Here is a 24,810-nt window from a genome sequence, read left to right on the forward strand (position 1 = left end):
CTTTACCTTTGAACAACTCCACTTAAGGTCGTTATGTCAAGTATTGAGGCCGAAAACTTTAGTCAACTCTTTCCGCTTTTTGGTGCCAGTTCCCAAGAGGCGCTTTCCTCGATGCTCTCAGTGGCTTGGCATAACACCTACCCGGCGGGGCGTGCCATTCTAATTGAAGATGCGTGGGGCAATGCGGTTTACTTTATCCTCTCAGGCTGGGTGAAGGTGCGGCGACTGCTCGCTGATGGGGATTTCATGACCCTAGCGATCCTTGGGCCGGGGGATTTTTTTGGTGAAATGGCCATTCTTGACCAATCACCCCGCTCAACAGATGTGGTGGCACTGTGTCCAGCGGAAGTTTTGTCTGTGCCGGCGCAAAAATTTGTCCATGTCCTGCGCCATGAGCCGGATCTGCACTATCGGATGCTGCAATTGATGGCACAACGGCTACGCTTGACCAATACGCGCATTGAACTGTTGCACAAACCTCCTGCCGTCAAACTAGCCCATGTCTTGGTGAATTTGGCACGGCGCTATGGTCAGCATCCAGGGGGCAATGCCAACACAGCCGTGATTTTCAATGTGCCCATCAAGGATTTAGCGGATGTGGCCAACATTAGCCCTGATGAAGCCCATCAACTGCTGGATAAACTGGTGGCGAAAAACTGGATCAAGATTGATGCGGCCAAGCAACAACTCCAAATTCTCAATTTGCCGCAACTAGAGCAATTGGCACAGCAAGCGGTGAATTAAAGTTCTGTTGGCTTGTTGAGGCGCAGTGACCTCGCCTAGGATAACAATAGTTGCAAGCTCTTTCTGCTATGGCGATCGCCCCCAACCTCTACGAACACACCTTGGTTCGCTACACGGATCCGCTGCATGCGACAGAACTCCTGCGGCAATATCGCCCGTACCTAGAAATGATTCCCAGTATGCGGCGACCTCAAGAGAGTTTAATTCCGATTCCGCTGCCGATCGCCCATATTCAGGTTCCTGCCGCCACAACCTCGAACCAACGTCCCCAAGTGAAGTCGGTGATGGTGCCCTGTGATTTGGTCTTTGTCCTGTGCGATCCCGAGTGGAAAGTCAAAACCGACATTGAACTGCTGGTCTTTATCCATCGGCCAGGGGAAAGCTTTACGGAACTGCTGACCCGCTGGCGCCAATCCCAAGTGCTCCTCAGTCGCAGTTATAGCTGGGATATGCCCTTGCAGCATCGGGATGTTTTTAGTGAGGGCGCCAATCGTCAATTTCCCCTCTTTGTCCTCTTTCAAGAAACCCTTGCCGTGATCAAGCGCGGTCTCAAGGCTGCCCGATTGCCCTGCGTGATTGATACCACGATTCTCAAGGAACAGCCGTCTTCAGCCACAAAGCTTATGACGGGTGCCTCAGAAAGCACAGAATAGGTTGATCAATATCACAACTTAAGCACCAGCTCCATCACTGCCCTCCCCCTCGCCAAGGGCAGAGAATACCACTATCGAGCTGAATTCTCGATGTTGTGAGTTGAGTTGTCCTATGGTGGCTACCCCCATTCAACCCGTGTCCGACCGTCCATTGACAACGGATTTGGTGCGGCAGTATTTGCAGGAAATTGGCCGTGTGCCCTTGCTCACCCCTAGCCAAGAACTGCGCCTTGCCCAACAGGTTCAGCAGTACCAAGCCCTGCTCGCAGTGCGAGATCAGTCCGATGACCCCCAGATCAAGCGCTATGTGGCGGCTGTTACGGAGCGCGATCGCCAGCAGCGGCAGTTGGGGCGTCCCCTTACCCGTACCCAATGGGCTGCGCGACTTAAGATGAGTGTGGCTGAATTGCAAACCTGTGTGCAGGCGGGTCGTCAAGCTTGGGCAAAGGCAGCGAATATGACCCTAAGTGAACTTCAGCACATTGAGCGGCAAGGACAGCGGGCAAAAACCCAATTGCTGCAAGCCAACCTGCGCTTGGTGGTGAATATTGCCAAAAAATATCAACATCGCGGCGTGGAATTTTTAGATCTGATCCAAGAGGGGAGTTTGGGTCTAGAACGTGCCGTTGAAAAATTCGATCCGACCAAGGGATTTCGCTTTAGCACCTATGCCTACTGGTGGATTCGCCAAAGTGTCACCCGTGCCGTTGCTAGCCAAAGCCGCACAATCCGCTTGCCCATTCACATGGTGGAAAAACTCAATAAAATTAAGCGTGCCCAACGGCGTCTTGCGGCTCAACAAGGCGCGATGCCCAGTCTAGCGGACATTGCCCAAGAACTGAATCTGGAGGTGTCACAGGTGCGGGAAGTGCTCATGGCTGTTCCCAAATCCGTGGCCTTGGAACAGCGGGTTGGCTCCGACCAAGAAACGGAATTGCAGGAGCTAATTGAATCCACTGCCCCCACCCCCAATGAAGTGATCATGCGTGAGTCCCTGCGTACTACTTTGAAGCAACTCCTCAGTGATCTATCGCCCCGTGAGCGGCAAGTGATGGAACTGCGCTATGGCCTCGGCGAGCAGCCCGCCCTTGAGATGGCGGAAATTGCGGCACTGCTGGGACTGAGTCGGGAGCGGATTCGCCAAATTGAGCACCGTGCCCTGCAAAAGTTGCGGCAGCCCCAACGGCGCCGAGAAATTCAAGACTATCTTGAGGAGTTTGCCTAGGGCGTCTCCAACTGAATGCCGTGGGGACAGCACTCACAGATCCATAGATCAAGGTCGGGGTCTGGTAGGGCGCGCCGTACCCGTTGCATGATGCTGTAACCTTCATCGGCAGAGGGCGCTAGGGCAAACACTGTTGGCCCAGATCCTGACATCATGCTGGCGATCGCCCCAGCGGCGAGGAATTGCTCCTTTAACTCTGCCACCAAGGGATAGCGGGGCAACACTACCTTCTCTAAATCATTACGGAGGCTGGCGGCCAATTTGGCGATGTCACGCTGCTGAATGGCCTGTAACAGGGTTGCGGATCCCCCCTCTTGGCGGGCTTTTTCCTGCTCGTTGGGGGTTTGGGCATAGGTGGCGGCGAATTCTTGCCGATAGGTTTGATAGGCCCAAGGGGTGGCCACACTGAGGGAGCGATACTTCCCTAGGATCACAGTTAATCCCTGTAAATCCGCTAGGGGTGTCAACTGTTCACCGCGCCCTAGGGCTAAGGCGGTTCCCCCTTGCAGACAGAAGGGCACATCAGCCCCCAATTGCGCTGCAAAGGTTTGCAATTCCGCTTGCGTCAGACCCAACTGCCACAGGAGATCTAAGCCCACGAGTACCGCTGCTCCATTGGTGGAACCCCCGGCCAAGCCTGCCCCCATAGGAATTCGTTTTTCAATGAAAATTTCAACGCCATCGCGATCGGGAAAATGCTGCTGGAGTAAGGCCGCTGCTTTGTAGGCGAGATTTCGTTGATCGCAGGGGACAGCCGGGTTGGTGCAATGGACTTTAATTTGGCGATCGCGCCGCGGGATGAGTTCAATGCGATCCATGAGGGAAACCGCCTGCATGACCATTACCAGCTCGTGGTAGCCACTGCCATCTAAACAATTGCCAACAATTTGTAAAAAGAGATTAATTTTGGCAGGTGCCAGCAAACGATACACGCAGCCCCATCCTCACAACCACCTCGTTCAATAGCATATTATTCTTCTATTCCTCTTTGGCAGGTGCTAAACAGAAGTCCCCATGATTTTGGAACGAATGATTGAGCTGTTGCAGTTGCCCTTTATGCAGCGGGCACTGTGGGCAGGGATCTTTACGGGAGGGATGGCGGGTGCCCTCGGTAGCTTTACAATCCTGCGGCAACTTTCTTTTTTTAGTGATGCCTTGGGGCACTCAGCCCTACTGGGAATTAGCCTAGGAATTATTCTAGGATTGAATCCCTCCGTGATGTTGCTGCCCTTTGCCGTGGTGTTTGCCCTCGGGGTGACCTATCTGCTGGAGCATACGCGACTATGGACGGATGCCCTCTTGAATATCATCTACTCAGCCTCCTTAGCGCTGGCGGTGATTTTGCTGAGTATGAGCGATCGCTATCAGGGGGGGCTAAATAATTTACTCTTTGGCGATATTTTGGCGGTGCGCCCAGCCGATCTCGTCATGAGTGGCATGCTCTGCGCCCTTGTCGGCACTTTCATCCTGCTCACGTTACGGGTGCAATTGTTAATCACAGTGAATGAGGCCTTGGCGGTGGCGCGGGGGGCGGCGGTGGGGATTCAGCGGCTGCTGTTTATCACCCTATTGGCCTTGGTGGTTGCCGTCTCGATTAAGACAGTGGGGGTATTGCTCATTAGTGCCTTTGTGGTGATTCCCGCCTGTGGCGCTCGCCTGTGGAGTCGGCAATTTTCGCAGTACGTGGTTTTGGCGGCCCTAGTAGGGGTAGGCAGTGCCATTGTTGGTATGCTCTTGTCAGCAGGGATGAATTGGCCATCGGGGCCGAGTATTGTGGTCTGTCAACTGGTGTTCTTTTTAGGCTCGATCGCGATTAACTCACTGCGAGGGGCGTGGCTGCATAGAGGGCAGAAATCTCCAGCAAGCTGAGGCGTGAACGGGCTGTCAGCTCCAAGGGGGAGCGATCGCCCCGCTGGAAATGATCCACTGCCGCACAGCCAATCATCGCCGCATTATCGGTACATAGCCGCAGAGGCGGAAAAATCAACTGTAGCCCCAAGGGTTCAGCAGCCGCAGTCAGGTGTTGTCGCAGTCCAGAATTTGCCGCTACGCCTCCCCCAATGGCGAGGGTTTTGAATCCATGATCCACTGCTGCCGCGATCGCCCGCTTGGTCAAGGCCTGTGCCACCGCCTTCTGAAAACTGGCCGCAAGGTCAGCCACCGGCAATTCATCATGGGTTTGACGCAGCTCCTCCACGAGTCGTGCCACTGCGGTTTTCAGCCCACTAAAACTGGAATCGTAGGGATGCACCTTGCCATCGGGGAGGCGGATATTTCCCTCTGGTAGATCAAAGGCCTCTGGATTGCCCTGCTGCGCCAAGCGATCGAGCACTGGCCCCCCTGGATAGCCCAAGCCCAGTAGGCGTGCTACCTTATCGTAGGCTTCCCCCGCCGCATCATCCCGCGTTTGGCCAAAGAGTTGGTACTCGCCACAGCCATAAACGCCAATGAGACTGGTATGCCCGCCAGACACCAAGAGGCAGAGAAACGGTGGTTCAAGGGTCGGTTCCGCTAAGTAGGAGGCATAGAGGTGGCCTTCAAGGTGGTGAATTCCCAAGAACGGTTTTTGCTGCACAAGGGCAAGGGTTTTTGCCGCCGTAACCCCAATGAGCAGCGACCCCACCAATCCGGGAGCACAGGTGACAGCAATGGCATCAATGGCAGACCAATCACAACCGGCCTCACTCATCGCTGCTGTGATCACGCCGTTAATGTTTTCCAAGTGGGCACGGGAGGCGACTTCCGGTACGACACCGCCAAAGGGTTGATGGGCACGTACTTGGGAGGCAATCACATGACTTTCAATGGCGCGATCGCACACTACGGCTGCTGCCGTTTCATCACAACTGGTTTCAATGGCCAGAATTCTTACCATCGGGCAGACGTGGGCATGAAGCTAGAGCCTCTTTTCAGTCTAGCCGGTTTTTCGAGTGAAGTTGCTGAAGGGCGTTTGCGCAATGCCGTGAATTCTCGAGGTTGCAACCAGCGCTACGGTGAAGATTCTTAAGAATCTCCTAAATCCCGATCAAGAAGTAGAATATACTATGGGTTGGGCAATCTGCTCAATGTCGTGCGTGTGCCAAACGTCTTGTGGAACTGTCTGCCAAAAGTGAGTACGCCCTCTTGGCGCTCTTGGAAATGTCAGCGGCCTATGAACAGGCGGAGCCGCTACAAATTCGCCAAATTGCTGCCCTGCACAACATTCCCGATCGCTATCTGGAGCAACTGATGGCGACCCTACGCCGCAAGGGGCTGATTCGCAGTCAACGGGGGGCACGGGGTGGCTACCTGCTGGCAAAAGCACCTTGGCAAATCTCAATTTTGGACGTGCTCAACTGTATCGAGGGGATTGAGTCCAAGCTCGCCCAAAAGCCGCCTGAAAAGGGCGATCTGGAGCGTAGTCTGATCCGTTCAGTGTGGCTAGAAGCCTGCGCAGCAGCCAATGATGTTTTGAAAAAGCATACCCTTCAAGATTTGTGCGATCGGCGGCAGGCTTACCAGCACGTGGATGTCATGTACTACATCTAGGCTGGGGTTGACATTCATCTAATTTTTCTAAGGTTTTTGTCTTGAATTGGAGATTGATATCCCATGAACATTGCCCCCGATATTACTGCCCTCATTGGTCGGACGCCCCTTGTACGCCTGAACCGCATTCCCCAAGCGGAAGGCTGTGTGGCAGAAATTGTCGTCAAACTAGAGAGCATGAATCCTGCGGCCTCGGTTAAGGATCGCATTGGCCTGAGTATGATTCAGGAGGCAGAAGCAGCGGGTCTCATTACCCCCGGTAAGACGGTTTTGGTGGAACCCACATCGGGCAATACCGGGATTGCCTTAGCAATGGTGGCGGCGGCAAAGGGCTATCGCCTGATTCTCACTATGCCAGAGACCATGAGTGCAGAGCGGCGAGCTATGCTGCGTGCCTATGGAGCAGAGCTGGATTTGACCCCCGGCACAGAGGGGATGAGTGGTGCCATTCGTCGCGCCGAAGAAATTGCTGCCTCCCTTGAAGATGCTTTCATGCTGCAACAATTCAAAAATCCCGCCAATCCCAAGATTCATCGTGAAACCACTGCCCTCGAAATTTGGCAAGATACGGACGGTCAAGTGGATATTTTGGTGGCTGGAGTGGGTACTGGAGGTACGATTACGGGAGTGGCAGAAGTGATCAAAGCCAAGAAGCCCAGCTTTCAGGCGATCGCTGTCGAACCTAGCAATAGTCCTGTCCTTTCAGGCGGCAAACCAGGGCCCCACAAAATTCAAGGTATTGGCGCCGGCTTTGTGCCCCCCGTTCTTAAACGAGAACTCATTGATGAAGTGATCCCCGTCTCTGACGATCAAGCGATTTATTTTGGTCGCCGCCTAGCCCGTGAAGAAGGCCTTCTTTCAGGCATTTCCAGTGGGGCTGCCCTTTGCGCTGCCATTCAGGTGGCTCAACGACCCGAAAATGCGGGCAAGTTAATTGTCATGGTGCAGCCGAGCTTTGGTGAACGCTACTTAACCACACCCCTGTTTCAGGATGCACTGCCCTTGGTACCCAGTTACTTGCAACATTAGCCACAAGTGGAGTTCAGTGTCAAGGGTTGTTTTGTGCCAACTAAAACTTGGTTTGTAGGTTGCGGCGATCGCCTAGGGTGGGTCATCAGTTAAGCCAGATAACAGCGGCAGCGAGATATATCGCACCTAAAAAGTTTCGCGCTGTCTTATCGTAACGTGTGGCAATCCCTCGATACGGCTTGAGCCTAGCAAAAAAATTCTCAATCAAGTGCCGAGCTTTGTACAGTTCTTTGTCATAACCACGACGCTGTTTACGACAAGACTTGGGCGGAATGACAGCCTCGCACCCTTTCTCCGCTAGCCGTCTTAGCACCCGCCGCTCATCTGCATCATAGGCTTTGTCCACCAGTAATGCCTCAGCAAAACACTGCCTCGATGGTCAATCGATCTGATGATACGCCCTAGAACTTCGGCCAATTGGGACTGAGTCACAGCAATTTTCCTCTAGACTCTGTCAAACAATGTAATTTTGGCCAAGAGTCCTGCCACCATCAAAAAGAGTGCCACCAGTAATGCCCACAGGCGATTGTCCGTTGAACTTTGGCGTTTCCCTAGCTCCACTAACTGTTCGCGATTGTTCTGTACTTCTAGGCGAACGGCCTCGATTTTGGCCTCCATGGTGTTAAATTTTTCGTCAATAGTCTTGAATTTTTCATTAATGGTGGCTTCCATTACATTGAACTTCTCATCAATAGCCTTGAATCGTTCATTGATGGTCGCTTCCATCGTATTGAACTTTGCATCGAATTTGACTTCAATGGCATTGAGTCTTTCTTCAAACTTGGTCTCCATTGCTTGGAGCTTCTGATCGATGATGTTGAATTTCTGATCAATGGTGTTGAACTTTTCACGGATTTCTGCTTGCCCCACCTTCACTTCAAGGGTGAGTTCTGTCAACTGCGACTGGATTGCCTTCACGGTTTCCAGAACTTCAGACAGTTGGGATTGGGTGACAGGCTCGGTCATGATGGCTGCTCAGGGAGGGGTAATTTCATTTTAGGGGAGCAAGCAATTTCTGTTTTCAGATTTTTTATAAATCTTGTTAGGAAGGTTGTTGGTCAGGGGAGGTCATTGACAGCAGCTAAGGGGCGAAGATAGGTCTGCACCAATGTTTGATAGAAGCCTAAGACGCGCTTATCTTTGAAAACAGCAGGGACACGGGCAAAGGCGGCACGGGAAATAATGGCATATTCAGGAATGGCAAATACGCTTGTGTCATTGGCTTGATACTGTGGCCAAAAGTAGGGAGTGAGGTGGGGGAGTTTCTGGAGAATCCGTTCAATTTCTGTTTGGGCAACGGCCATTGCCTTGTCGGTTGTGGGAGCACCATTAAAGAAAATAGGCAAAGGAAGGGGGCCGCCTTCACGGCGCAATGTGTGAATTTCATTAAAGAGAAATTGGTGAATCACCTGAGCGGCATTGTTGAGGGAGGAGAGATCGGTGTGGCGGGTGGGAATCAAAACGGCGTCACTGGCATACACGGCGCTCTTACTTAAAAAGAGCCAAGCACTGGGGCAGTCAATGAGGATGTAGTCGTAGCGATCGCGCAAGGGGGCGAGGAGTTCCCGCAGGCGAGTAATGGGTGGATATTGGGTTTGCATCGCCTGAATAAGAATGCTTTGCAGTTGCGGCGCAGCGGGAATGACATCAAAAATATGGGCAGACTTGATACTGCTGCTGGTGCGGATGCGCAGGTCAAAAGGGCGAATCGTAGCCGTAATCGGCTCATCAGGGTTTTGCAGACAAGCCGCAAGGGTCGTACTGGTGGGGGTTAGCTCAAGGGCGCGGCTGAGATCCCCCTGAGGGTCGCAATCAATAAGCAAGACAGCGGCATCTGCCACAGCAAGGGTGGCGCCCAAGTTAATCGTGGTGGTGGTTTTGCCCACTCCCCCCTTATGGTTATAGAGACAGAGGGTGGTGGCACGGGGGCGCGATCGCAAGCAGGTTTTGAGGTCTTCGATAATGCCCTCAAGGCGATCGCCCGTCAGTTCATAGTTGGGCGTCACTGGATAGACCAAGTGACCATGGCGTTGAAAAAGCTGTAGATGGCGGGCATTCGTGATCAACCCCCAAGCGGTTCCTTGGCAATGGCAACCCCTGAGAAGTTGGCGGAGTTGTTGCAGAGCGCGGCTATGATGGGTAGACCCATTCTCAAGGTTCAAGACCACGGTTTGACTGGGGGTATTGCGGGAGCGACGGGCAGGGGGTTTAATCTCCACAATTAAATCGGGGTCAACTTGAGTCTGACAAAAAGGAGGCTGATGTTCGCGGGGAAAACGGGCTGCCACATCGGCAATGCCCATACCTGTGTCAAAAGAGGAGACGCGATCGCGATCGCCAAAGCCCAACACACTCAGGAGCGGTTGCACAAAGTGCTGCTCAATAACGGCTTCAGAGGTTTCGTCACCGTGAATTTGTTGCCATTGCGATCGCAAGCGGGAAATATCCAACGTTCAGCACCATCCAGCCGTCTTGAATCTTTACAGAATAGGTTGGCCACCCCTGAGCGTCAAGATCACGACGCTACCAAATCACTGTGGATTGGGCTTTCCAACAGCCTTGATCATTGGCTATGATAGTAAATCTGTAAATCTTTCACATTCGTCCCCTTGGGTGTCCTCACCGGATGATGGACGGATGGTTGTTTAACCCATAGGAGTACAACTCAATGGCAGTTCTTAGCCTTGCCCAAATGCTGGAGGCAGGGGTTCACTTTGGCCACCAAGCCCGCCGCTGGAACCCCCGGATGGCACCCTACATCTTCACGGTTCGCAATGGGGTGCACATCATTGACCTCGTGCAAACCGCCCAACTGGTGGATGAAGCCTACAACTACATCCGCAACGCCGCTGAAAAAGGCAAACGCTTTTTGTTTATTGGTACCAAGCGCCAAGCCGCCGGCATTGTCGAACAGGAAGCGCTCCGCTGCGGCAGTTACTACGTCAACCAGCGCTGGCTGGGGGGGATGCTCACCAACTGGAATACCATCAAAACCCGTGTCGATCGCCTCAAAGAATTAGAAAGCATGGAGGAAAATGGCCTCATTGATCTGCGGCCAAAACAGGAGGCTTCAGCCCTGCGGCGAGAACTGGCACGTTTGCAAAAATACCTTGGCGGGATTAAACAGATGCGGCGGCTTCCTGATGTCGCGATTATTGTTGATGTCAAGCGGGAATACAACGCCGTTGCCGAGTGCCACAAATTGGGGATTCCGATCGTGGCGCTGCTGGATACCAACTGCGACCCCAATCAAGTGGATATTCCCATTCCCGCTAACGATGATGCCATCCGTTCGATTAAGCTGATTGTGGGTAAACTAGCCGATGCCATTTACGAAGGCCGCCATGGTCAGTTGGACGAACCAGAAGCGGATCTCGGTGATGAGGACGACGATGGGATGACCGCCAGCGACGATGGTGATGCTGACGCCCTAGATATTCCAGATGATTCTGACGCTTAATCCTTGAGGAACAGATCATGGCAGAGATTTCAGCCAAACTAGTCAAAGAACTGCGGGACAAAACCGGTGCCGGCATGATGGACTGCAAGAAAGCCTTGCAGGAGTCCAACGGCGATATGGAAGCCGCCATTGCTTGGTTGCGGCAAAAGGGTCTAGCCTCTGCGGGTAAAAAAGCCGGGCGCGTCACCAGTGAAGGTCTGGTGGATAGCTACATTCACACTGGCGGGCGCATTGGCGTGCTGGTGGAGGTGAACTGTGAGACCGACTTTGTGGCTCGCAACGAGAAATTCAAAGCCCTTGTCCAAGACATTGCCAAGCAAATTGCCGCTTGCCCCAATGTGGAATTTGTCTCAGTGAATGATATTCCCGCTGAGTACAAGGAAAAAGAACGCCAGATTGCCCTTGGCTCCGATGCGCTGAAGGGGAAACCCCCGGAAGTCAAGGAGAAAATCGTTGCTGGCAAACTAGAGAAAACCCTCAAAGAGCTGTGCCTGCTCAACCAGCCCTTTATCCGCGATCAGTCCAAGACCGTTGAAGAGTTGGTCAAAGAGCACATTGCCGAACTGGGGGAAAATATCCAGATTCGCCGCTTCCAACGCTTTGTCCTCGGTGAGGGGATTGAGAAGCAAGAAACCAACCTTGCTGAAGAGGTGGCCGCCCAAACCCAAGCCATGAGTGCCGCCGCAAAAACGGCCAAAGCACCCGCAGAAGCGGTCGAAACCGCAACGCCTGAAGTGAGTGCCCCTGAACCAGCAGCGGAAACAACACCTGACGAGCCAGCCCCAGAACCTGTCACAGTTTCTGAGCAGACAGTGGAACCAGTGGCTGAGCCTGCTGCCGAAAACCCTGAACCAGTCGCTGAACCTACGGCTGAAAGTAAGGGATTTGGTGCTGCTGCCAAAAAATCTGGTGGCAAGTCTCGGACTACCAAGAAGAAAAAATAATGACCCTAGGCGTAGCCATGGGCTTGGAGAAAGGCGAGGTCAATTTCGACTGCGGTTGAGGCGTCTTGAGGCTGGAGAAATTTGCGGGTATATTTGCCCAACAGATCCGCCTCTAGGTTCACACCATCGCCAACCCTAAGAAATTGCAACGTCGTTTCTGCGTAGGTATGGGGGATGACAGCAATGCTGAATTCATCCCCTTTTTCATTGCAATGGGCAACGGTGAGGCTAATGCCATTGATGGCAATGCTGCCCTTGGGGATGATGTAGGTTGCTACCGCTGCAGGGGCAGAGAAGGTGAATTCCCAACTCGTGCCTGTGGGTGCGATCGCTAGCACGCTACCCACACCATCCACATGACCGGTCACAAAATGCCCTCCCACCCTATCCCCAACGCGCAGGGCAGGTTCTAGGTTCACCATTGCGCCTGCTGCCGCTTTGGCCGCCAATGTGGTGCGTTGCAGCGTTTCCGGGGAGACACTGACCGTAAACCCCGTGGCATCAACTGTTTCCACTGTGAGGCAGACCCCATCCACAGCAATACTATCGCCAATGGCCACCTCAGCAAGGAAAGGGGCATCGGTAGCGTTAATTGCCAACTGGGACTCGGAGCGTTGCTGGAGGACACCGATCGCCTGAATAATGCCAGTAAACATTGTTCTTCTAGCCGTTGAGTAAATGCCTTTGATAAAACTTTAATTCTGCCTCAAGGGCGGTGGCGATCGTGCTGCTTTGGCGGAAGCCGTGTCCCTCTTCGGCAAAGGTGTAATATTCTACGGGAATGCTCTTGGCCTGAAGGGCGGCTACCATCTGTTCCGCTTGGCTGGGGGGAACAACGACATCCTTTAGCCCCTGAAAGAAAATCACTGGACAGGTGAGGCGATCCGCATGGTAGAGGGGCGATCGCTGGCGGTAGAGGTCTGCCCCTGCGGGATAGGGGGCAATCAGTTGATCAAAATAATGGGCTTCAAAAGCATGGGTTTCCTTGAGCAGGCTAAGGAGATCACCAATGCCGTAGTAACTTGCTCCCACATGGAAGGTTGTCGTAAACGTCAGGGCACACAGAGTGGTATAGCCCCCAGCACTGCTGCCGCGAATGGCTAAGCGATCGCCATCCACCTTTCCTTGGCGAACTAAATACTCTGCCCCAGCGCTACAGTCCGCCACATCCACCACGCCCCACTGTCCCCGCAGGGCATTGCGATAGGCACGACCATAACCCGTACTGCCACGATAGTTGACATCCAACACCGCAAAGCCGCGACTAGTCCAAAACTGGATGCGCAAATCGAGACCTGTGCCACTGGCTGCCGTTGGCCCGCCATGACTTCTCACGATTAAGGGGGGGCGTGAGTCTGCCGGGGGCTGTACTTGGGGATTTTGGGGCGGGTAGAAAAAGCCGTAGGCGGTTGCGCTGTCACTCGTCGGAAATTCCATCACCTCGGGCTGGGAAATCCACTCCCGTGGCAGAGGAGAAGCAATGGGTTGCAGCGGTGTGGTGGTGCCGTCATCCAGATTGAACTCAACAATATGGGGGGGCAACAGGGGCGAACTGCCAATCAAGGCAACGGCGCGATCGCTCAGGCGAACGAGAGAATGAATCTCAGTGTAGTCCGTCGGGACAGTTTGCCACTCACCCGTGGCTAGGGAGACGACTGCCAGCCGCCATAGGCCGCGATCGCTATAGGTTAACACCACCGTTTCCGGGTTCACCAAAGCATAGGTGGATTGACCAAAGACCCACAGGGGCACACCGGCATCATAACTGGCCTGCCAAACAGGTTCATGGTGGCCATCACGGTAGCGGTAGAGATTCCACCAGCCAGAGCGATCGCTGATGTAGTAGAGGGTCTCTCCCTGCCATTGGGGTTGCTGCACCGATTCATCGCTGCTGCCAGCAATACGGTAGGGGGTACCAAGGGAGCCGTCGTCATTGAGGGTTGCCCCCCAGAGTTCACAGCCATCCCAAGGCATCTGCGGTGCTGACCATTGCAACCAAACCAAGGTGTTGCCCCCTGGACTCAAGCGTGGCGCCGCATAGAAGCCCGCTCCTTGAACCAGCACTGTCCGTTTTCCCGACAGGTGAATGGCAACAATGGACTGTTGGCTGGAGCCATCGGCAAAATGCGCCTCTTCGACACACAACAGGCGATCGCGCCAAGGATCGACGCAACCATCGGCAAAGCGCGTATTCGCCGCTTGATAGATTAACTGAGGGCTGGGTTCCCCAAGGGCATAGATTCCCTGATCGGCATCATTGACAAAGTAAATCTGATCACCGTGGTACCAGTAGGCACCGCCGCCATACTCATTCACGCGCGATCGCGCACTCCAAGGGGCAGCCAAAAGTTCTTGCCCTTGACGCACCAGCACTACTCGCCCCTTTTCTTGGGGACGCCGCTCTAACCCCACCAAACCTAGGGGAGTGGCGCGCAATTCACTGAGACTGGTGGCCGCAGCACTGACTTCGGCGGCAGAGAGGATCGAAGGCCAGTGACCGTAGTCCAAACTCATTGGGGAATTTGCTCAAGCACCAACTTTTGCCGTTTCACTGGCTCTGGGATGCTAATCGGGTACTTGCCCGTAAAGCAGGCGGAACAAAAGCGATCGCCCGTATCATAAGTGGCGGCAATCATTCCCTGCCAACTGAGATAGCTCAGGGAATCGACACCAATCTGAGCGGCAATCTCAGCCACGGACTTGGTGGCTGCAATCAGTTGATCTTGGGTATCGGTGTCAATGCCATAGAAGCACGGGTGAGTGACCGGCGGCGAGGAAATCCGCATATGTACTTCCACTGCACCGGCATCCCGCAGCGCTTTGACAATTTTGCGGCTAGTGGTGCCCCGCACAATCGAGTCATCCACAATCACCACCCGCTGTCCCATCAGCACATCCCGCAGCGGATTCAGCTTCATGCGAATTCCCGACTCTCGCATCGACTGGGTGGGCTGAATAAACGTCCGCCCCACATAGCGATTTTTAATCAGGCCTTCGGCGTAGGGCACCCCCGTCGCTTGGGAAAAGCCAATGGCAGCAGGGATACCGGAATCCGGTACAGGAATGACGATGTCCGCCTCGGCGGGAGCTTCGCAACCCAACTGCTGTCCCAACCGCTGCCGGTAGCTATAGAGGCTCTCCCCCTGCATCACACTGTCAGGGCGGGCAAAGTAAATCATCTCAAAGATACACAGCTTGCGTTGCGACTCTGCCCATTGCACACTGCCAATCCCGTCGGCACTAATGTGGACGAGTTCCCCAGGCTCCACCTCCCGCACATAGTCCGCACCAATAATATCGAGGGCACAGGTTTCAGAAGCTAGCACGTAATGGGGCGTGGTCTCACCCATGAGGCGGCCAATCATTAAGGGACGAATGCCATGGGCATCTCGCAGGCCAAACAATCCTGCTGGTGTCCCCATCACTAGACTAAAAGCCCCTTGGCACTGTTGAGCAGCGGTAATGATCCCCTCTGACCAAGATTGACCGGTGGCCACGGCTTGGGCGATCGCCCAAGCAATGAGTTCCGAATCTGTGGTACTGGCTAACACCGCCGTAGGGGCATCACAGGCTAGGACTTGTTCGCGCAGAGCGTAGGTATTCACTAAGTTACCGTTGTGGGCTAAGGCCAAAGGCCCAAGGCGAGTGTCCACCACAACGGGTTGCGCATTGACAATGCGACTAGAACCGGTGGTCGAGTAGCGGTTGTGGCCGACAGCCAAATCTCCCACCAGCCCTCCAAGAATCTCTTCGTCAAAGACTTGGGAGACCAAGCCCATATCCTTGTAACAGTGGACGGTGTCACCCGCAAATGTGGCAATTCCCGCCGATTCCTGACCTCGATGTTGCAGGGCATAGAGACCAAAGTAGGCGAGGCGAGCCACATCCGCCCCCGGGGCATAGACCCCAAAGACACCACAGGCTTCTTCCGGCTTATCAGCAAATTGTTGTTCTGTCATTTAGTCCAAATACTTCGGCAGGGGCGATCGCCACGCAAGAGCTAACTCTTCCATCGTAACCTTGATAAGCGGAGAATTGTCACAGGTGTCAATACACAGTTCTGTATGTTCACCATTAACAACCCCTAGGCGTGTCCAAGCATTGGGCAGTTGCGCCTGCACATAGGCTTCCCACACCGTCTGTGCCGCTGGCGGCACCGAAACCAGAATGCGCGCCCCCCCTTCAGCAAACAGCAGCACATCCCACCGCGGATAGGTGCCCGCTGGCAATTGAATCGTTGCCCCCCGTTGGCTGCTGAGACAGCTTTCCGCCAAGGCCACGGCCAAGCCCCCCTCGCTGAGATCGTGGGCACTGGCAACCCACCCCTGCTGAATGCCATAGCGACACACCGCCTGCACTCGCTGCTCTAGGTCTAAATCAATCTGAGGTGGACGCCCCGCCACAAGGCCATGGATCTGGGCAAGGTATTCCGACCCACCGAGGCTCAGGCGCGGATCACTCAAGGGCGTGGTTAGAGGCAACCCCAATAGGTAAATGGCATCTCCGGGCGATCGCCAGCCCTGACCGACAACCCGCTGCAAATCGGGAATCAACCCCACCATCCCCACCACGGGGGTCGGATAAATCGGCTGTGGTTGGCCATTGCGATCAATTGTTTCGTTGTAGAGGGAGACATTGCCACCCGTGACTGGCGTTTGTAGAGCCCGGCAGGCCTCCGCAAGACCGCGGCAGGCATGGGCCAACTGCCAGTAACCTACGGGCGTTTCGGGACTGCCAAAGTTGAGGTTATCGGTGACGGCCAGAGGCTCTGCCCCCACACAACTCAGATTACGAGCGGCTTCGGCCACAGCTGCTTTGCCGCCTTCGTAGGGATCCAGATACACATAGCGGCTGGGGCAATCGACCGTCGCCGCAATCCCTTTGGAGGTGCCCCGCAGGCGAATGACCGCTGCATCAGCATCACCGGGGAAAACGAGGGTGTTGTTTTGCACCTCGTGATCGTACTGACGATAGACCCATGCTTTAGAGGCAATACTGGGGGTGGCGAGAAGAGTGAGCAAAATCTCCGCGGGCGATCGCGCCGGTAGCGCCAATTGATCCACCGACCATTGCCGCGCCTGTTGGACATAGACAGGTGGCTCACTGGGACACTGTCGCTCATAGAGGGGGGTATCTTCGGCAAGGGCACGGGCAGGCACCTCTGCGGCCACCTCGCCGCGGTAAAGCACCCGCACCAGCGGTTCAGCAATGACGCGACCCACAACCACCGCCTGCAAGCCCCAACGATGGAAAATCTCAATCAGTTCGGCTTCCCGCCCTTGCGCCGCCACAAAGAGCATCCGTTCTTGGGATTCCGAAAGGAGAAACTCGTAGGGCACCATCCCCTGTTCCCGTACGGGCACTTTGTCCAAGTCCAGTTCAATACCAACACCGCCTTTGGCAGCCATTTCTGCAGTCGAGCAGGTCAAGCCCGCTGCCCCCATATCTTGGGCGGCCACCACTGCCCCCGTTTGAAAGGCTTCCAGACAGGCTTCAATGAGGCATTTTTCCATGAAGGGATCCCCCACTTGGACGGCGGGGCGATCGCTCATTGATTCATCAGTGAGTTCGGCACTGGCAAAACTAGCCCCCCCCATGCCATCACGACCCGTTGTAGATCCCACATACAGCACCGGATTGCCAATGCCACTCGCTCCCGATTTAACAATTTCTGGGGTTTCCATGAGGCCTAAGGCCATGGCATTCACCAAGGGATTACCGGCATAGCAAGGGTCAAAATAGACCTCGCCCCCCACCGTGGGCACACCGACACAGTTGCCATAGTGGGCAATACCCGCCACGACTCCTTTCACCAATTGTTGGGTTTTGGCTTCCTTAAGATCGCCAAAGCGCAGGGCGTTCAGCAGGGCAATGGGACGCGCCCCCATCGTAAAAATATCCCGCAGAATCCCCCCCACGCCGGTCGCTGCCCCCTGAAAGGGTTCAATGGCCGAGGGATGATTGTGGGACTCAATCTTAAAGGCAAGGCGCAAGCCATCCCCTAAGTCCACGACGCCGGCATTCTCACCAGGACCGACCAGTACCCGTGCCCCTTGGGTGGGAAACTGCTTGAGCAAGGGACGGGAGTTTTTGTAGCAGCAATGCTCTGACCACATCACCCCAAACATACCCAATTCCGCGCGGTTGGGATGGCGGCCAAGGCGGCGGACAATTTCGGTGTACTCTTGGGGCTTGAGGCCTTCAGCAGCAATCTCAGCCTCAGTGACGAGGGGCGTTTGGCTCATAGCAAAGGATGATTTCGGCTACGTTATTGATTATCGAGCCTAGCGGGAATTGGGGTACCAAAACATCCCCTTAATCCCCTCGGGATCCGGGCGAAAACCCAACTGACGGTAAAAGTCGACAACATGGGGATCGGCAAAGAGGGTAATGTTGCTGATGTCCTCGCTGCGCAGTTCTTTGATCATCTGCCGCATTAATTCTTTGCCCAGCCCCCGTCCCTGAAACTCTGGATGCACGACCACATCCCAAATCGTGGCATTAAAGGCGTGATCCGAGGTCGCACGCGAAAAACCAATGAGGCGACGATAGGCACCCCGCTGCTCCCACATCGAGATCACTAAAAAGCTATGCTGAATTGCTTTTTTCACCTTGCGAATGGGGCGGCGTGACCAGCCCACGGCATCACAGAGTTCTTCGAGTTCATAGACATCAATTTCTTTTTCTTTGCTGAAAATAATTTGGCTTTCGCTGCCATTGTCCCGCTCTACCTGAGAACCTACACTAGGGGACGTCGTGGTGGCGCTGGCAGTCGGTTGCGAATTGAACAGCGATTTCCAGAAGCTCATGCAAGTATGCTGGAGATGGGGAAACGACCAAGTGTAACCCGGCCTAGGCTATAGTATAGCGACTCTCACCCATGGTTTCCGATTTTCAACTGCGTAACCTTGATGTCCTGAAGCGCTTCAACCGCTCTTTTCCGGACTTTTATGAGCAATTTGTTGGTCGGGATGTGCAACTGCAAAACCTGAAACTGGGGTTTCAAATTCATAAGACCAATCAGGCGGTGATTCAGATTGTCCCTGAGGGCGATCGCTCCGTTCTCCACTTTGCCCACCGCAATCACTCTTACCTGCTCAGTGATCTCTTTGGGGTGATGGCCGCCTACAAGCTGACAATTCACAATGTCTCGCTCTATGGCCATGTCCGACCACCGATGCTGGTGTTTGTCAAACTGGTGCTCTCAGAGCAGGGCAAACCCCTGACGAAAAAGCGTAGTGAAAGCGTGCGCCGTGCCCTCCAACAGACCCTCAGTGGTGAATTTGCCGTTGAGGAAATGCTGGCCATGGAGTTTAACCTCAACGAAGGCCTGCCGCAAATTACCACCAGCTTTTATCAGGATCAGGTCTTTCATCTGCCGGCACTGTTGGTGGAGTCCACCAATCATCCGGCGTTGCTCTACAAGGTGATGCACGCCATTTGGCAAGAGGAACTGCTGGTGGTGAATATCAACTTTATGCTTTGGCAGGGACGGGTGCGACTGTTACTCTATCTGCTGGGACCCAATGGCAGTGTGATTCCCGATTATTTAGGCTCGCGTATTGCTGCCAAGATTAAGGATCATCTAACGGGAAACACTTAGGGTAGGATAGGGGGTGTTTGTCTCCTTTGTTACAAGTCCAATGACGGCTGAACAACATCTCCACCTGTGGCGAGCAGTGAATCTCAGCGATCGCATTCTGGCGGCCATTGATGTTGGGACAAACTCAATTCACATGGTGGTGGTGCAAATTCAGCCCAGTTTACCCAGTTTCAAAATCATTGCTGCTGAAAAAGATATGGTGCGGCTGGGGGAACGTTGCCAAATTACGGGGCAACTGACAGAGGAAGCGATGAAGCGGGCGATCGCCACCCTGCGCCGCTGTCGCGAATTGGCCACGGGTCTGAAGGCCGAAGAAATTATTGGCGTGGCCACCAGTGCGGTGCGCGAAGCCCCCAATGGTCGCGAGTTTTTAGAGCGGGTCAAGGAAGAGACCGGCCTGACGATTGATCTAATTTCCGGTGAAGAGGAAGCGCGGCGCATCTACTTGGGGGTGCTCTCGGGGCTAGAGTTCAACGGCAAGCCCCACATCATCATTGACATTGGCGGTGGCTCCACAGAGTTAATCTTGGGGGATGGTCATGAACCCCGCTACCTCAGCAGTACCAAAGTGGGGGCAGTACGCCTGACGGACTTATTTGTCAAAAGCGATCCCATTAGCGATCAGGACTATGCGGCCCTGCGCGCCTATGTGCGGGGAATGTTGGATCGTGTTGTTGAAGACCTACGGCAGCAGCTTGGTCCCCATGAAAAACCGCAATTGGTGGGTACCTCAGGCACAATTGAAAGCCTGATGATGATTCACACCTGCGATCGCCTTGGTGCTTGTCCCCCCTCCCTACGCGGCTATGAACTGACGCTAGGGGACTTAAAGGCACTTGTGGCCAAATTGCGGCGACTCAACTTTAACCAGCGCTGTCAACTCTTGGGGATGTCGGAGCGGCGCGCTGAAATTATTGTTGCAGGGGCAGTGATTCTCGCTGAGGCCATGGAGATGCTTGGTCAAACCAGCCTGATCACCTGCGATCGCGCCCTGCGGGAAGGCATCATTGTGGACTGGATGCTTACCCACGGCCTGATTGAAGACCGCCTCCGCTATCAAAGCTCGGTGCGTCAGCGCAGTACCTACAGTTTGGCGCAAAAGTTCCATGTCAATCTTGCCAGCAGTGAACGGGTGGCCGATTTCGCCCTGACACTCTTTGATCGCACCCAAGGGATTCTCCACAACTGGACAGAAGCAGAGCGAGAACTCCTCTGGGCAGCAGCGATTCTCCACAATGCCGGTCACTACGTCAGCCATTCTGCCCACCACAAACATTCCTACTACCTTGTGCGCCATGGGGGTCTGCTCGGCTACACCGATACGGAAATCGAGATCATTGCCAACCTCTGTCGCTATCACCGCAAGAGTCCCCCCAAGAAAAAGCATGAAAACTTCCGCCAACTGGTGGGACGGCGAGAACGGCAAATTGTCGAGCAACTGAGTGCGATTCTACGGCTGGCTTCGGCCTTGGATCGGCGACAAATTGGGGCCGTGGATCACATTACCTGTGAGTGGCGCGCTGTACAACGGGAGTTTTGTGTGCAGGTACATCCCGCTGATCCGAGCGATCGCTGTGAACTGGAAATTTGGAGTGTCAACTACAAAAAAGAACCCTTTGAAAGCCAATTTGGCGTCAGTTTGAAGGTGGAATTAGTGCCCGCCAGTAGTACGGCTCTAGCCACAGCAGTCAACTACTAATTCAACAGCCTTAAACTTTTTCCACTGGGGGCTGCCCCAACAGCCCTTGGGGGCGCACAAGCAGCACCAGAAAGAGAATCGCAAAGGCCGCAGCATCCCGAAACCCCGAAGCAGCGGCAGGCACCATTGCCTCCACTAGTCCCAGCAAAAAGCCCGCCAACATTGTCCCCGGTAAGCTCCCTAGGCCCCCCAGAACAATCACCGCTAACCCCTTGAGACCAAAGATCACGCCAAACTGCGGCCCCGTAATCCCAACACTCAGGGCGACGAGGGTACCAGCAACGGCAGCCAAAGCACTGCTGACAAAAAACGTCACTTGAATAATGCGATCGCTATCAATGCCCAGTAATGTCGCGGCAGTCGGATTTTCGGCCACCGCTTGCAATCCTTTCCCCATGCGCGTCCCTTTGACCCAATAGGTCAGGGCAATCATCAAAGCCACGGCCACGGCAAAGATGACAAATTGACTAGTGCGCAGGGCAATGTCCCCCAACCGCAGGGTGAGGGGCAATCTCCCCCAGAGTTGATCGGGATAGGTATAGACTTCGGCACCCACCAAATACTGGATCAGGTTGGTGAGGAGAACAGCCGCCCCAAGGCTGGCCACCACGGTCAAGAGGGTATCGGCGCGCTGTTGCCGCAGGGGTCGAAAGACGACCCAATCAATGCCAACCCCCAACAGGCCACAGCCAAGGGCACTGAGAACTAAGGCCAGCGCAAAGGGTAAGGCAACGGGAAGCTGTCCATTGGCCAACAGACCATTAAAGCCAAAGCGTCCCCCTAAGAGGGCATAGGTGAGATAAGCGCCAATGGCAAAAACAGCACCGTGGGCAAAGTTGATGATGCCCAAAATCGAGAAGACAAGGGTATAGCCGAGGGCAAAGATGGCATAAACACTCCCTGTGGCCAATCCATCCACAAGGACTTGCAGGCTGCTTGTTAGCACCTACGCTCCTTCCACAAGGGCACGATAATCCGCTGCTGAGAGGAGTCCCGTAGGGGGGGTACTGACTTGCACCTTCACCAACCACCCCTCCCCATAGGGATCGGCAGCAATTTGCTCTGGGTTGTCAATGACAGCTTGATTGACCTCAATCACGGTTCCGGCGAGGGGTGCATAGAGATCCTCAACGGCCTTGACCGACTCAATGGTGCCAAAGCGTTCGCCGGGTTCTAGGACATCGCCAACGGCAGGCAACTCAACAAAGACAATATCCCCCAGTTGATCGACGGCAAAGGCACTAATGCCGAGGGTGGCTGTATCGCCCTCAAGGCGCAGGTACTCATGGCTGTCGAGATATTGCAGGTCGTCAGGGTAGGTGAGCGTCATAGCAGATTCCAATCCATCAGGGGCGATCGCTGGCACGGGCAAGGCGCACCGCCGTTACAAAGGCTACTAAACCAAGGGGCACACTGAGGAGCAAAATCACGGTAGTTGGAAGGGTTCCCAACTGGGCTTCTCCCGAACTCAGTTCAAAAACACAACCCACCGTGGCGATCGCTGCCACACAGGCACCCAGTAGGTATAGATAACTCTTGGCCACAGACGATGATCCTCAGGGTTAGGCAGCAATGGGACGCACGGCACTGGCGGTAAACCCATGCTCTTTGAGTTCGTGGCGCAGTAGGGCTTGGTTCTCGACGCGATCGACAAACATCACCCCCGTCAGGTGATCAATTTCATGTTGGATCGCCCGCGCCAGTAGCCCACCCGCCATGATGACTTGGGGACGCCCCCACTCATCTTTGTAGGCCACCTCCACCATGGCCGGACGACGCACCTCTAGGTACACCCCCGGAATACTCAGGCAGCCCTCTTGGCAGACTTCAAGGTCTTCACTGAAGTCCTTAATGACCGGGTTAATCATCACCAACGGTTCTGCCTCGGGGTCATCGGGATGAATATCAATGACAAGAATTTGCTTATTGATGCCCACCTGCGGTGCCGCCAAGCCAATGCCATCGGCACTGTACATGGTTTGCAGCATTTTCCGCACAATATCGCGGATACTGTCATCCACTTTGCTGACCCGTTTGGCGGGTTGACGCAGCACGCGATCGCCCAAATAGTGCAATTGCAGGGGCGGATTTTTTAACTTTTTCTTTTCAACAGCCAGAGAGGTAGCCATAGGACACGCCGATTAACACAAAATAACAAAAGTTAATCATTTCCTAGCCTAACGAATTTTCAAGGCTCTCGGCTACTTTTCCGTCGAGGCACTGCTGACACTGGGCAAGAGGCGTTGTTGCTCCTCAAGGGCAGCTTTGTAGCGTTCCACATCCTCCTCAAGGTGGGCAATTTGCTCATCGCGGGCTTCCATTTCCACCCGGATTGTAAAGATGCGCTGCACCTGTACCCAGACGTTAAAGACCCAAGCAAAGACGGCACCAATGCCCATGGCCACGATGAGTTCAATGCACAATGGGGCTTGAATCACTTTCCCTTCAAAGAACTTAATACTTACGGGTTCGGTATTCTGAATACTAAAGAGAACTAAGCCCAAGCCAATGACAAATATCATCAAGAAGTTCAGTTGTCGCATAGGGCATCCTGTAACAAATCTAAGCATAGACAGGGATTGTCGCATCGGGCCTCTTGCCAGCGACCAACAATCTTGGGCTAATCATACCACTGTGGCTAGTCCTCAATCACTGAGTGACTGACTTCTACTGCTTGGACATCAATGGTGCCGGGGGGAGCCAAGCGTTGAAACTGGCGATCGCGCACCATCAGGATTTCGCCACAGGCGGGGCATTGGGTTTGGGTATTCTTCAAACTACTAAATTCAAAGCCACACACTGGGCAAGCCGCCGTCACCAACTTCCAGCGAAACCAAAGTTGTAACCCTGCAAAAAGGAGTACAGGGGTCAACATCAAGATGAAAAACAGCACCAGAAAGGATTGCACTAACCAGCCTAGCCCCAGTAGCCCCAGTAACCAAGTTACCAGCAACACACTGAACCAAAAACGCAGGGTGGGGTTTAGGGTAAATCTTAGGGACATTGGCCTCCCTCCAAGGGCATTGCCGCTATTCTAGCGTAGTCGCGAGTGTATCCTAAAAAGCAGGCGTACTGTCCAGCTATGGTAATGCCCTATACTCTCCACGCCGAACGTACTCGCGTTGAAGTAATTCCAGAGCGCGGTGGCCTGATTAGCCGCTGGCAGTGGCAAGGTCATGAGCTGCTGTACTTGGATCGGGAGCGCTTTGCCAACCCGCAGTTAAGCGTGCGTGGCGGTATTCCCATTCTCTTTCCCATTTGTGGCAATTTGCCCGAGGATACATTTCACCACAATGGCCAAACCTATCACCTCAAGCAGCATGGCTTTGCACGGGATTTGCCATGGCAGGTGTTAGATCAGCAGGAACATCTCTTGACGCTGGGATTGCAGGATACGCCAGCCACGCGCCAAGTCTATCCCTTTGCCTTTCATCTGACCTTAACCTACACCCTTGCTGCTGATGCCTTGGCGATCGCCTTTGAGGTGGCTAACCCCGGTGACACCCCCTTGCCCTTTAGCTTTGGCTTGCATCCCTACTTTGCCGTTGCTGACAAGCAGCAATTGCAGTTTGACCTGCCAATCCATGCCATGGTGGATCAGAAAACGCAACAACCCCTCACCTTTAGCGGCACGTTTGACTGGCATGCGGCAGAACTGGATTTGGCCTGTCGTCCCCTCACGGGTCAAGTGGCTCGCGTCTGTGATCTGCAACAACAGTACTGCCTGACGCTGCGCTATGATACAGCGTTTACAACCCTTGTTTTTTGGACGGTTCAGGGCAAACCCTACTACTGTCTAGAACCTTGGACTGCCCCCCGCAATGCCTTGAATACGGGGGTAGATCTCCTGCACGTGCCACCCCAAAAGCACCTCACCCTTGGCGTTGAGATTGCTGTTGCCCCCCTTTAGGGAGAAAATAGAAAG

General features: G+C 54.2%; 25 protein-coding genes and 2 pseudogenes. 11 read left to right on the top strand and 16 right to left on the bottom strand.

From position 1 onward, the window contains the following. The first annotated feature begins 33 nt into the window (after positions 1 to 33). The 3 genes from RHJ02_RS09595 (at position 34) to RHJ02_RS09605 (ending at position 2,622) form a co-directional block, all read left to right on the top strand. Complete coding sequence (locus RHJ02_RS09595; RefSeq protein ID WP_310800172.1) at positions 34 to 744, top strand: Crp/Fnr family transcriptional regulator; 711 nt, start codon at positions 34 to 36, stop codon at positions 742 to 744. 68 nt (positions 745 to 812) lie between these two features. Further along, positions 813 to 1,397, top strand: a complete 585-nt coding sequence (locus RHJ02_RS09600; protein WP_302677762.1) for a hypothetical protein — start codon at positions 813 to 815, stop codon at positions 1,395 to 1,397. 112 nt (positions 1,398 to 1,509) lie between these two features. After that, positions 1,510 to 2,622, top strand: a complete 1,113-nt coding sequence (locus tag RHJ02_RS09605; protein ID WP_149818928.1) for an RNA polymerase sigma factor, RpoD/SigA family — start codon at positions 1,510 to 1,512, stop codon at positions 2,620 to 2,622. On the opposite strand, the gene ispE is transcribed toward RHJ02_RS09605, so the two are convergent. After that, on the bottom strand, positions 2,619 to 3,554 hold the full coding sequence (gene ispE, locus RHJ02_RS09610; protein WP_206199976.1) for a 4-(cytidine 5'-diphospho)-2-C-methyl-D-erythritol kinase: 936 nt from the start codon (positions 3,552 to 3,554) through the stop codon (positions 2,619 to 2,621). The genes RHJ02_RS09605 and ispE overlap by 4 nt on opposite strands. Positions 3,555 to 3,636: 82 nt before the next feature. Here ispE and RHJ02_RS09615 point away from each other — a divergent pair, with 82 nt between their 5' ends. Next, the gene (locus RHJ02_RS09615; RefSeq protein ID WP_149818932.1) at positions 3,637 to 4,491 is read left to right on the top strand and encodes a metal ABC transporter permease; all 855 of its coding nucleotides are present in this window, start codon (positions 3,637 to 3,639) and stop codon (positions 4,489 to 4,491) included. Here RHJ02_RS09615 and tsaD read toward each other — a convergent pair. After that, on the bottom strand, positions 4,436 to 5,497 hold the full coding sequence (gene tsaD, locus RHJ02_RS09620; RefSeq protein WP_302678173.1) for a tRNA (adenosine(37)-N6)-threonylcarbamoyltransferase complex transferase subunit TsaD: 1,062 nt from the start codon (positions 5,495 to 5,497) through the stop codon (positions 4,436 to 4,438). The two genes, RHJ02_RS09615 and tsaD, sit on opposite strands and share 56 nt — an antisense overlap. A 215-nt stretch (positions 5,498 to 5,712) precedes the next feature. Between tsaD and RHJ02_RS09625 the strand changes: the two genes are divergently transcribed. Further along, the gene (locus RHJ02_RS09625; RefSeq protein WP_206199978.1) at positions 5,713 to 6,150 is read left to right on the top strand and encodes an Rrf2 family transcriptional regulator; all 438 of its coding nucleotides are present in this window, start codon (positions 5,713 to 5,715) and stop codon (positions 6,148 to 6,150) included. Positions 6,151 to 6,213: 63 nt separating this feature from the next. After that, complete coding sequence (gene cysK / locus RHJ02_RS09630) at positions 6,214 to 7,179, top strand: cysteine synthase A (RefSeq protein ID WP_206199979.1); 966 nt, start codon at positions 6,214 to 6,216, stop codon at positions 7,177 to 7,179. Between the two features lie 85 nt (positions 7,180 to 7,264). Here cysK and RHJ02_RS09635 read toward each other — a convergent pair. The 3 genes and pseudogenes from RHJ02_RS09635 to RHJ02_RS09645 all read right to left on the bottom strand — a co-directional run. Next, a pseudogene (locus tag RHJ02_RS09635) lies at positions 7,265 to 7,540 on the bottom strand (transposase); the annotation flags it as partial. Between the two features lie 83 nt (positions 7,541 to 7,623). Next, complete coding sequence (locus RHJ02_RS09640; protein ID WP_206199980.1) at positions 7,624 to 8,145, bottom strand: hypothetical protein; 522 nt, start codon at positions 8,143 to 8,145, stop codon at positions 7,624 to 7,626. Positions 8,146 to 8,237: 92 nt separating this feature from the next. Then, complete coding sequence (locus tag RHJ02_RS09645; protein WP_310742970.1) at positions 8,238 to 9,629, bottom strand: ParA family protein; 1,392 nt, start codon at positions 9,627 to 9,629, stop codon at positions 8,238 to 8,240. A 218-nt stretch (positions 9,630 to 9,847) separates the two neighbouring features. On the opposite strand from RHJ02_RS09645, the gene rpsB reads away from it, so the two are divergent. Both rpsB and tsf read left to right on the top strand, forming a co-directional pair. Next, positions 9,848 to 10,639, top strand: coding sequence for a 30S ribosomal protein S2 (gene rpsB, locus RHJ02_RS09650; protein ID WP_149818942.1), 792 nt, complete (start codon positions 9,848 to 9,850; stop codon positions 10,637 to 10,639). Positions 10,640 to 10,656: 17 nt separating this feature from the next. Continuing rightward, positions 10,657 to 11,409 (top strand): annotated as a pseudogene (tsf, locus tag RHJ02_RS09655) (translation elongation factor Ts); the annotation flags it as partial. Between the two features lie 179 nt (positions 11,410 to 11,588). Here tsf and RHJ02_RS09660 read toward each other — a convergent pair. The 5 genes from RHJ02_RS09660 to RHJ02_RS09680 are packed head-to-tail and all read right to left on the bottom strand — an operon-like array spanning position 11,589 to position 18,392. Next, the gene (locus tag RHJ02_RS09660) at positions 11,589 to 12,239 is read right to left on the bottom strand and encodes a riboflavin synthase (RefSeq protein WP_302678174.1); all 651 of its coding nucleotides are present in this window, start codon (positions 12,237 to 12,239) and stop codon (positions 11,589 to 11,591) included. 7 nt (positions 12,240 to 12,246) lie between these two features. Next, complete coding sequence (locus RHJ02_RS09665; RefSeq protein WP_310800174.1) at positions 12,247 to 14,097, bottom strand: S9 family peptidase; 1,851 nt, start codon at positions 14,095 to 14,097, stop codon at positions 12,247 to 12,249. Next, the gene (gene purF, locus RHJ02_RS09670) at positions 14,094 to 15,542 is read right to left on the bottom strand and encodes an amidophosphoribosyltransferase (RefSeq protein ID WP_206199985.1); all 1,449 of its coding nucleotides are present in this window, start codon (positions 15,540 to 15,542) and stop codon (positions 14,094 to 14,096) included. The genes RHJ02_RS09665 and purF overlap by 4 nt, the downstream gene beginning before the upstream one ends. Next, positions 15,543 to 17,828, bottom strand: a complete 2,286-nt coding sequence (gene purL, locus RHJ02_RS09675; RefSeq protein WP_310742971.1) for a phosphoribosylformylglycinamidine synthase subunit PurL — start codon at positions 17,826 to 17,828, stop codon at positions 15,543 to 15,545. Between the two features lie 39 nt (positions 17,829 to 17,867). Then, positions 17,868 to 18,392 (bottom strand): GNAT family N-acetyltransferase, encoded by a 525-nt coding sequence (locus RHJ02_RS09680; RefSeq protein ID WP_206199987.1) that lies wholly within the window; start codon positions 18,390 to 18,392, stop codon positions 17,868 to 17,870. A gap of 71 nt (positions 18,393 to 18,463) precedes the next feature. Between RHJ02_RS09680 and RHJ02_RS09685 the strand changes: the two genes are divergently transcribed. Continuing rightward, positions 18,464 to 19,186, top strand: coding sequence for a hypothetical protein (locus RHJ02_RS09685; RefSeq protein ID WP_149818954.1), 723 nt, complete (start codon positions 18,464 to 18,466; stop codon positions 19,184 to 19,186). Between the two features lie 40 nt (positions 19,187 to 19,226). Then, entirely contained in the window at positions 19,227 to 20,885 is a 1,659-nt protein-coding gene (locus tag RHJ02_RS09690) for a Ppx/GppA phosphatase family protein (protein WP_310800175.1), read from the top strand. A gap of 10 nt (positions 20,886 to 20,895) precedes the next feature. Here RHJ02_RS09690 and RHJ02_RS09695 read toward each other — a convergent pair whose 3' ends face one another. The 6 genes from RHJ02_RS09695 to RHJ02_RS09720 form a co-directional block, all read right to left on the bottom strand. After that, a complete protein-coding gene (locus RHJ02_RS09695) occupies positions 20,896 to 21,831 on the bottom strand; it encodes a branched-chain amino acid ABC transporter permease (protein WP_302678176.1) in 936 nt (311 codons plus the stop codon). Continuing rightward, the gene (gene gcvH, locus RHJ02_RS09700; RefSeq protein ID WP_206199991.1) at positions 21,832 to 22,215 is read right to left on the bottom strand and encodes a glycine cleavage system protein GcvH; all 384 of its coding nucleotides are present in this window, start codon (positions 22,213 to 22,215) and stop codon (positions 21,832 to 21,834) included. Between the two features lie 16 nt (positions 22,216 to 22,231). After that, positions 22,232 to 22,429, bottom strand: coding sequence for a hypothetical protein (locus tag RHJ02_RS09705; RefSeq protein ID WP_206199992.1), 198 nt, complete (start codon positions 22,427 to 22,429; stop codon positions 22,232 to 22,234). Positions 22,430 to 22,447: 18 nt separating this feature from the next. Further along, a complete protein-coding gene (def, locus tag RHJ02_RS09710; protein ID WP_149818965.1) occupies positions 22,448 to 23,014 on the bottom strand; it encodes a peptide deformylase in 567 nt (188 codons plus the stop codon). Between the two features lie 72 nt (positions 23,015 to 23,086). After that, positions 23,087 to 23,428: a LapA family protein gene (locus tag RHJ02_RS09715; protein ID WP_149818967.1), complete on the bottom strand. Its 342-nt coding sequence runs from the start codon at positions 23,426 to 23,428 to the stop codon at positions 23,087 to 23,089. A gap of 95 nt (positions 23,429 to 23,523) precedes the next feature. Then, positions 23,524 to 23,889 (bottom strand): hypothetical protein, encoded by a 366-nt coding sequence (locus RHJ02_RS09720; RefSeq protein WP_206199993.1) that lies wholly within the window; start codon positions 23,887 to 23,889, stop codon positions 23,524 to 23,526. 78 nt (positions 23,890 to 23,967) lie between these two features. Here RHJ02_RS09720 and RHJ02_RS09725 point away from each other — a divergent pair, with 78 nt between their 5' ends. After that, on the top strand, positions 23,968 to 24,795 hold the full coding sequence (locus RHJ02_RS09725; RefSeq protein WP_302678177.1) for an aldose epimerase: 828 nt from the start codon (positions 23,968 to 23,970) through the stop codon (positions 24,793 to 24,795). Positions 24,796 to 24,810 lie beyond the last annotated feature (15 nt).

It is taken from the genome of Thermosynechococcus sp. TG215 (assembly GCF_031583455.1).
Lineage (GTDB): Bacteria > Cyanobacteriota > Cyanobacteriia > Thermosynechococcales > Thermosynechococcaceae > Thermosynechococcus.

Coding starts and splice junctions, on each gene's coding strand:
- cysK (WP_206199979.1), top strand. CDS start 6,214: ATGAACATTGCCCCCGATATTACTGCCCTCATTGGTCGGACGCCCCTT.
- RHJ02_RS09720 (WP_206199993.1), bottom strand. CDS start 23,889: ATGTCCCTAAGATTTACCCTAAACCCCACCCTGCGTTTTTGGTTCAGT.
- RHJ02_RS09640 (WP_206199980.1), bottom strand. CDS start 8,145: ATGACCGAGCCTGTCACCCAATCCCAACTGTCTGAAGTTCTGGAAACC.
- RHJ02_RS09680 (WP_206199987.1), bottom strand. CDS start 18,392: ATGAGCTTCTGGAAATCGCTGTTCAATTCGCAACCGACTGCCAGCGCC.
- RHJ02_RS09685 (WP_149818954.1), top strand. CDS start 18,464: ATGGTTTCCGATTTTCAACTGCGTAACCTTGATGTCCTGAAGCGCTTC.
- RHJ02_RS09660 (WP_302678174.1), bottom strand. CDS start 12,239: ATGTTTACTGGCATTATTCAGGCGATCGGTGTCCTCCAGCAACGCTCC.
- RHJ02_RS09605 (WP_149818928.1), top strand. CDS start 1,510: ATGGTGGCTACCCCCATTCAACCCGTGTCCGACCGTCCATTGACAACG.
- RHJ02_RS09690 (WP_310800175.1), top strand. CDS start 19,227: ATGACGGCTGAACAACATCTCCACCTGTGGCGAGCAGTGAATCTCAGC.
- RHJ02_RS09595 (WP_310800172.1), top strand. CDS start 34: ATGTCAAGTATTGAGGCCGAAAACTTTAGTCAACTCTTTCCGCTTTTT.
- purF (WP_206199985.1), bottom strand. CDS start 15,542: ATGACAGAACAACAATTTGCTGATAAGCCGGAAGAAGCCTGTGGTGTC.
- RHJ02_RS09715 (WP_149818967.1), bottom strand. CDS start 23,428: ATGCGACAACTGAACTTCTTGATGATATTTGTCATTGGCTTGGGCTTA.
- RHJ02_RS09725 (WP_302678177.1), top strand. CDS start 23,968: ATGGTAATGCCCTATACTCTCCACGCCGAACGTACTCGCGTTGAAGTA.
- RHJ02_RS09665 (WP_310800174.1), bottom strand. CDS start 14,097: ATGAGTTTGGACTACGGTCACTGGCCTTCGATCCTCTCTGCCGCCGAA.
- tsaD (WP_302678173.1), bottom strand. CDS start 5,497: ATGGTAAGAATTCTGGCCATTGAAACCAGTTGTGATGAAACGGCAGCA.
- RHJ02_RS09615 (WP_149818932.1), top strand. CDS start 3,637: ATGATTTTGGAACGAATGATTGAGCTGTTGCAGTTGCCCTTTATGCAG.
- rpsB (WP_149818942.1), top strand. CDS start 9,848: ATGGCAGTTCTTAGCCTTGCCCAAATGCTGGAGGCAGGGGTTCACTTT.
- gcvH (WP_206199991.1), bottom strand. CDS start 22,215: ATGACGCTCACCTACCCTGACGACCTGCAATATCTCGACAGCCATGAG.
- RHJ02_RS09600 (WP_302677762.1), top strand. CDS start 813: ATGGCGATCGCCCCCAACCTCTACGAACACACCTTGGTTCGCTACACG.
- purL (WP_310742971.1), bottom strand. CDS start 17,828: ATGAGCCAAACGCCCCTCGTCACTGAGGCTGAGATTGCTGCTGAAGGC.
- def (WP_149818965.1), bottom strand. CDS start 23,014: ATGGCTACCTCTCTGGCTGTTGAAAAGAAAAAGTTAAAAAATCCGCCC.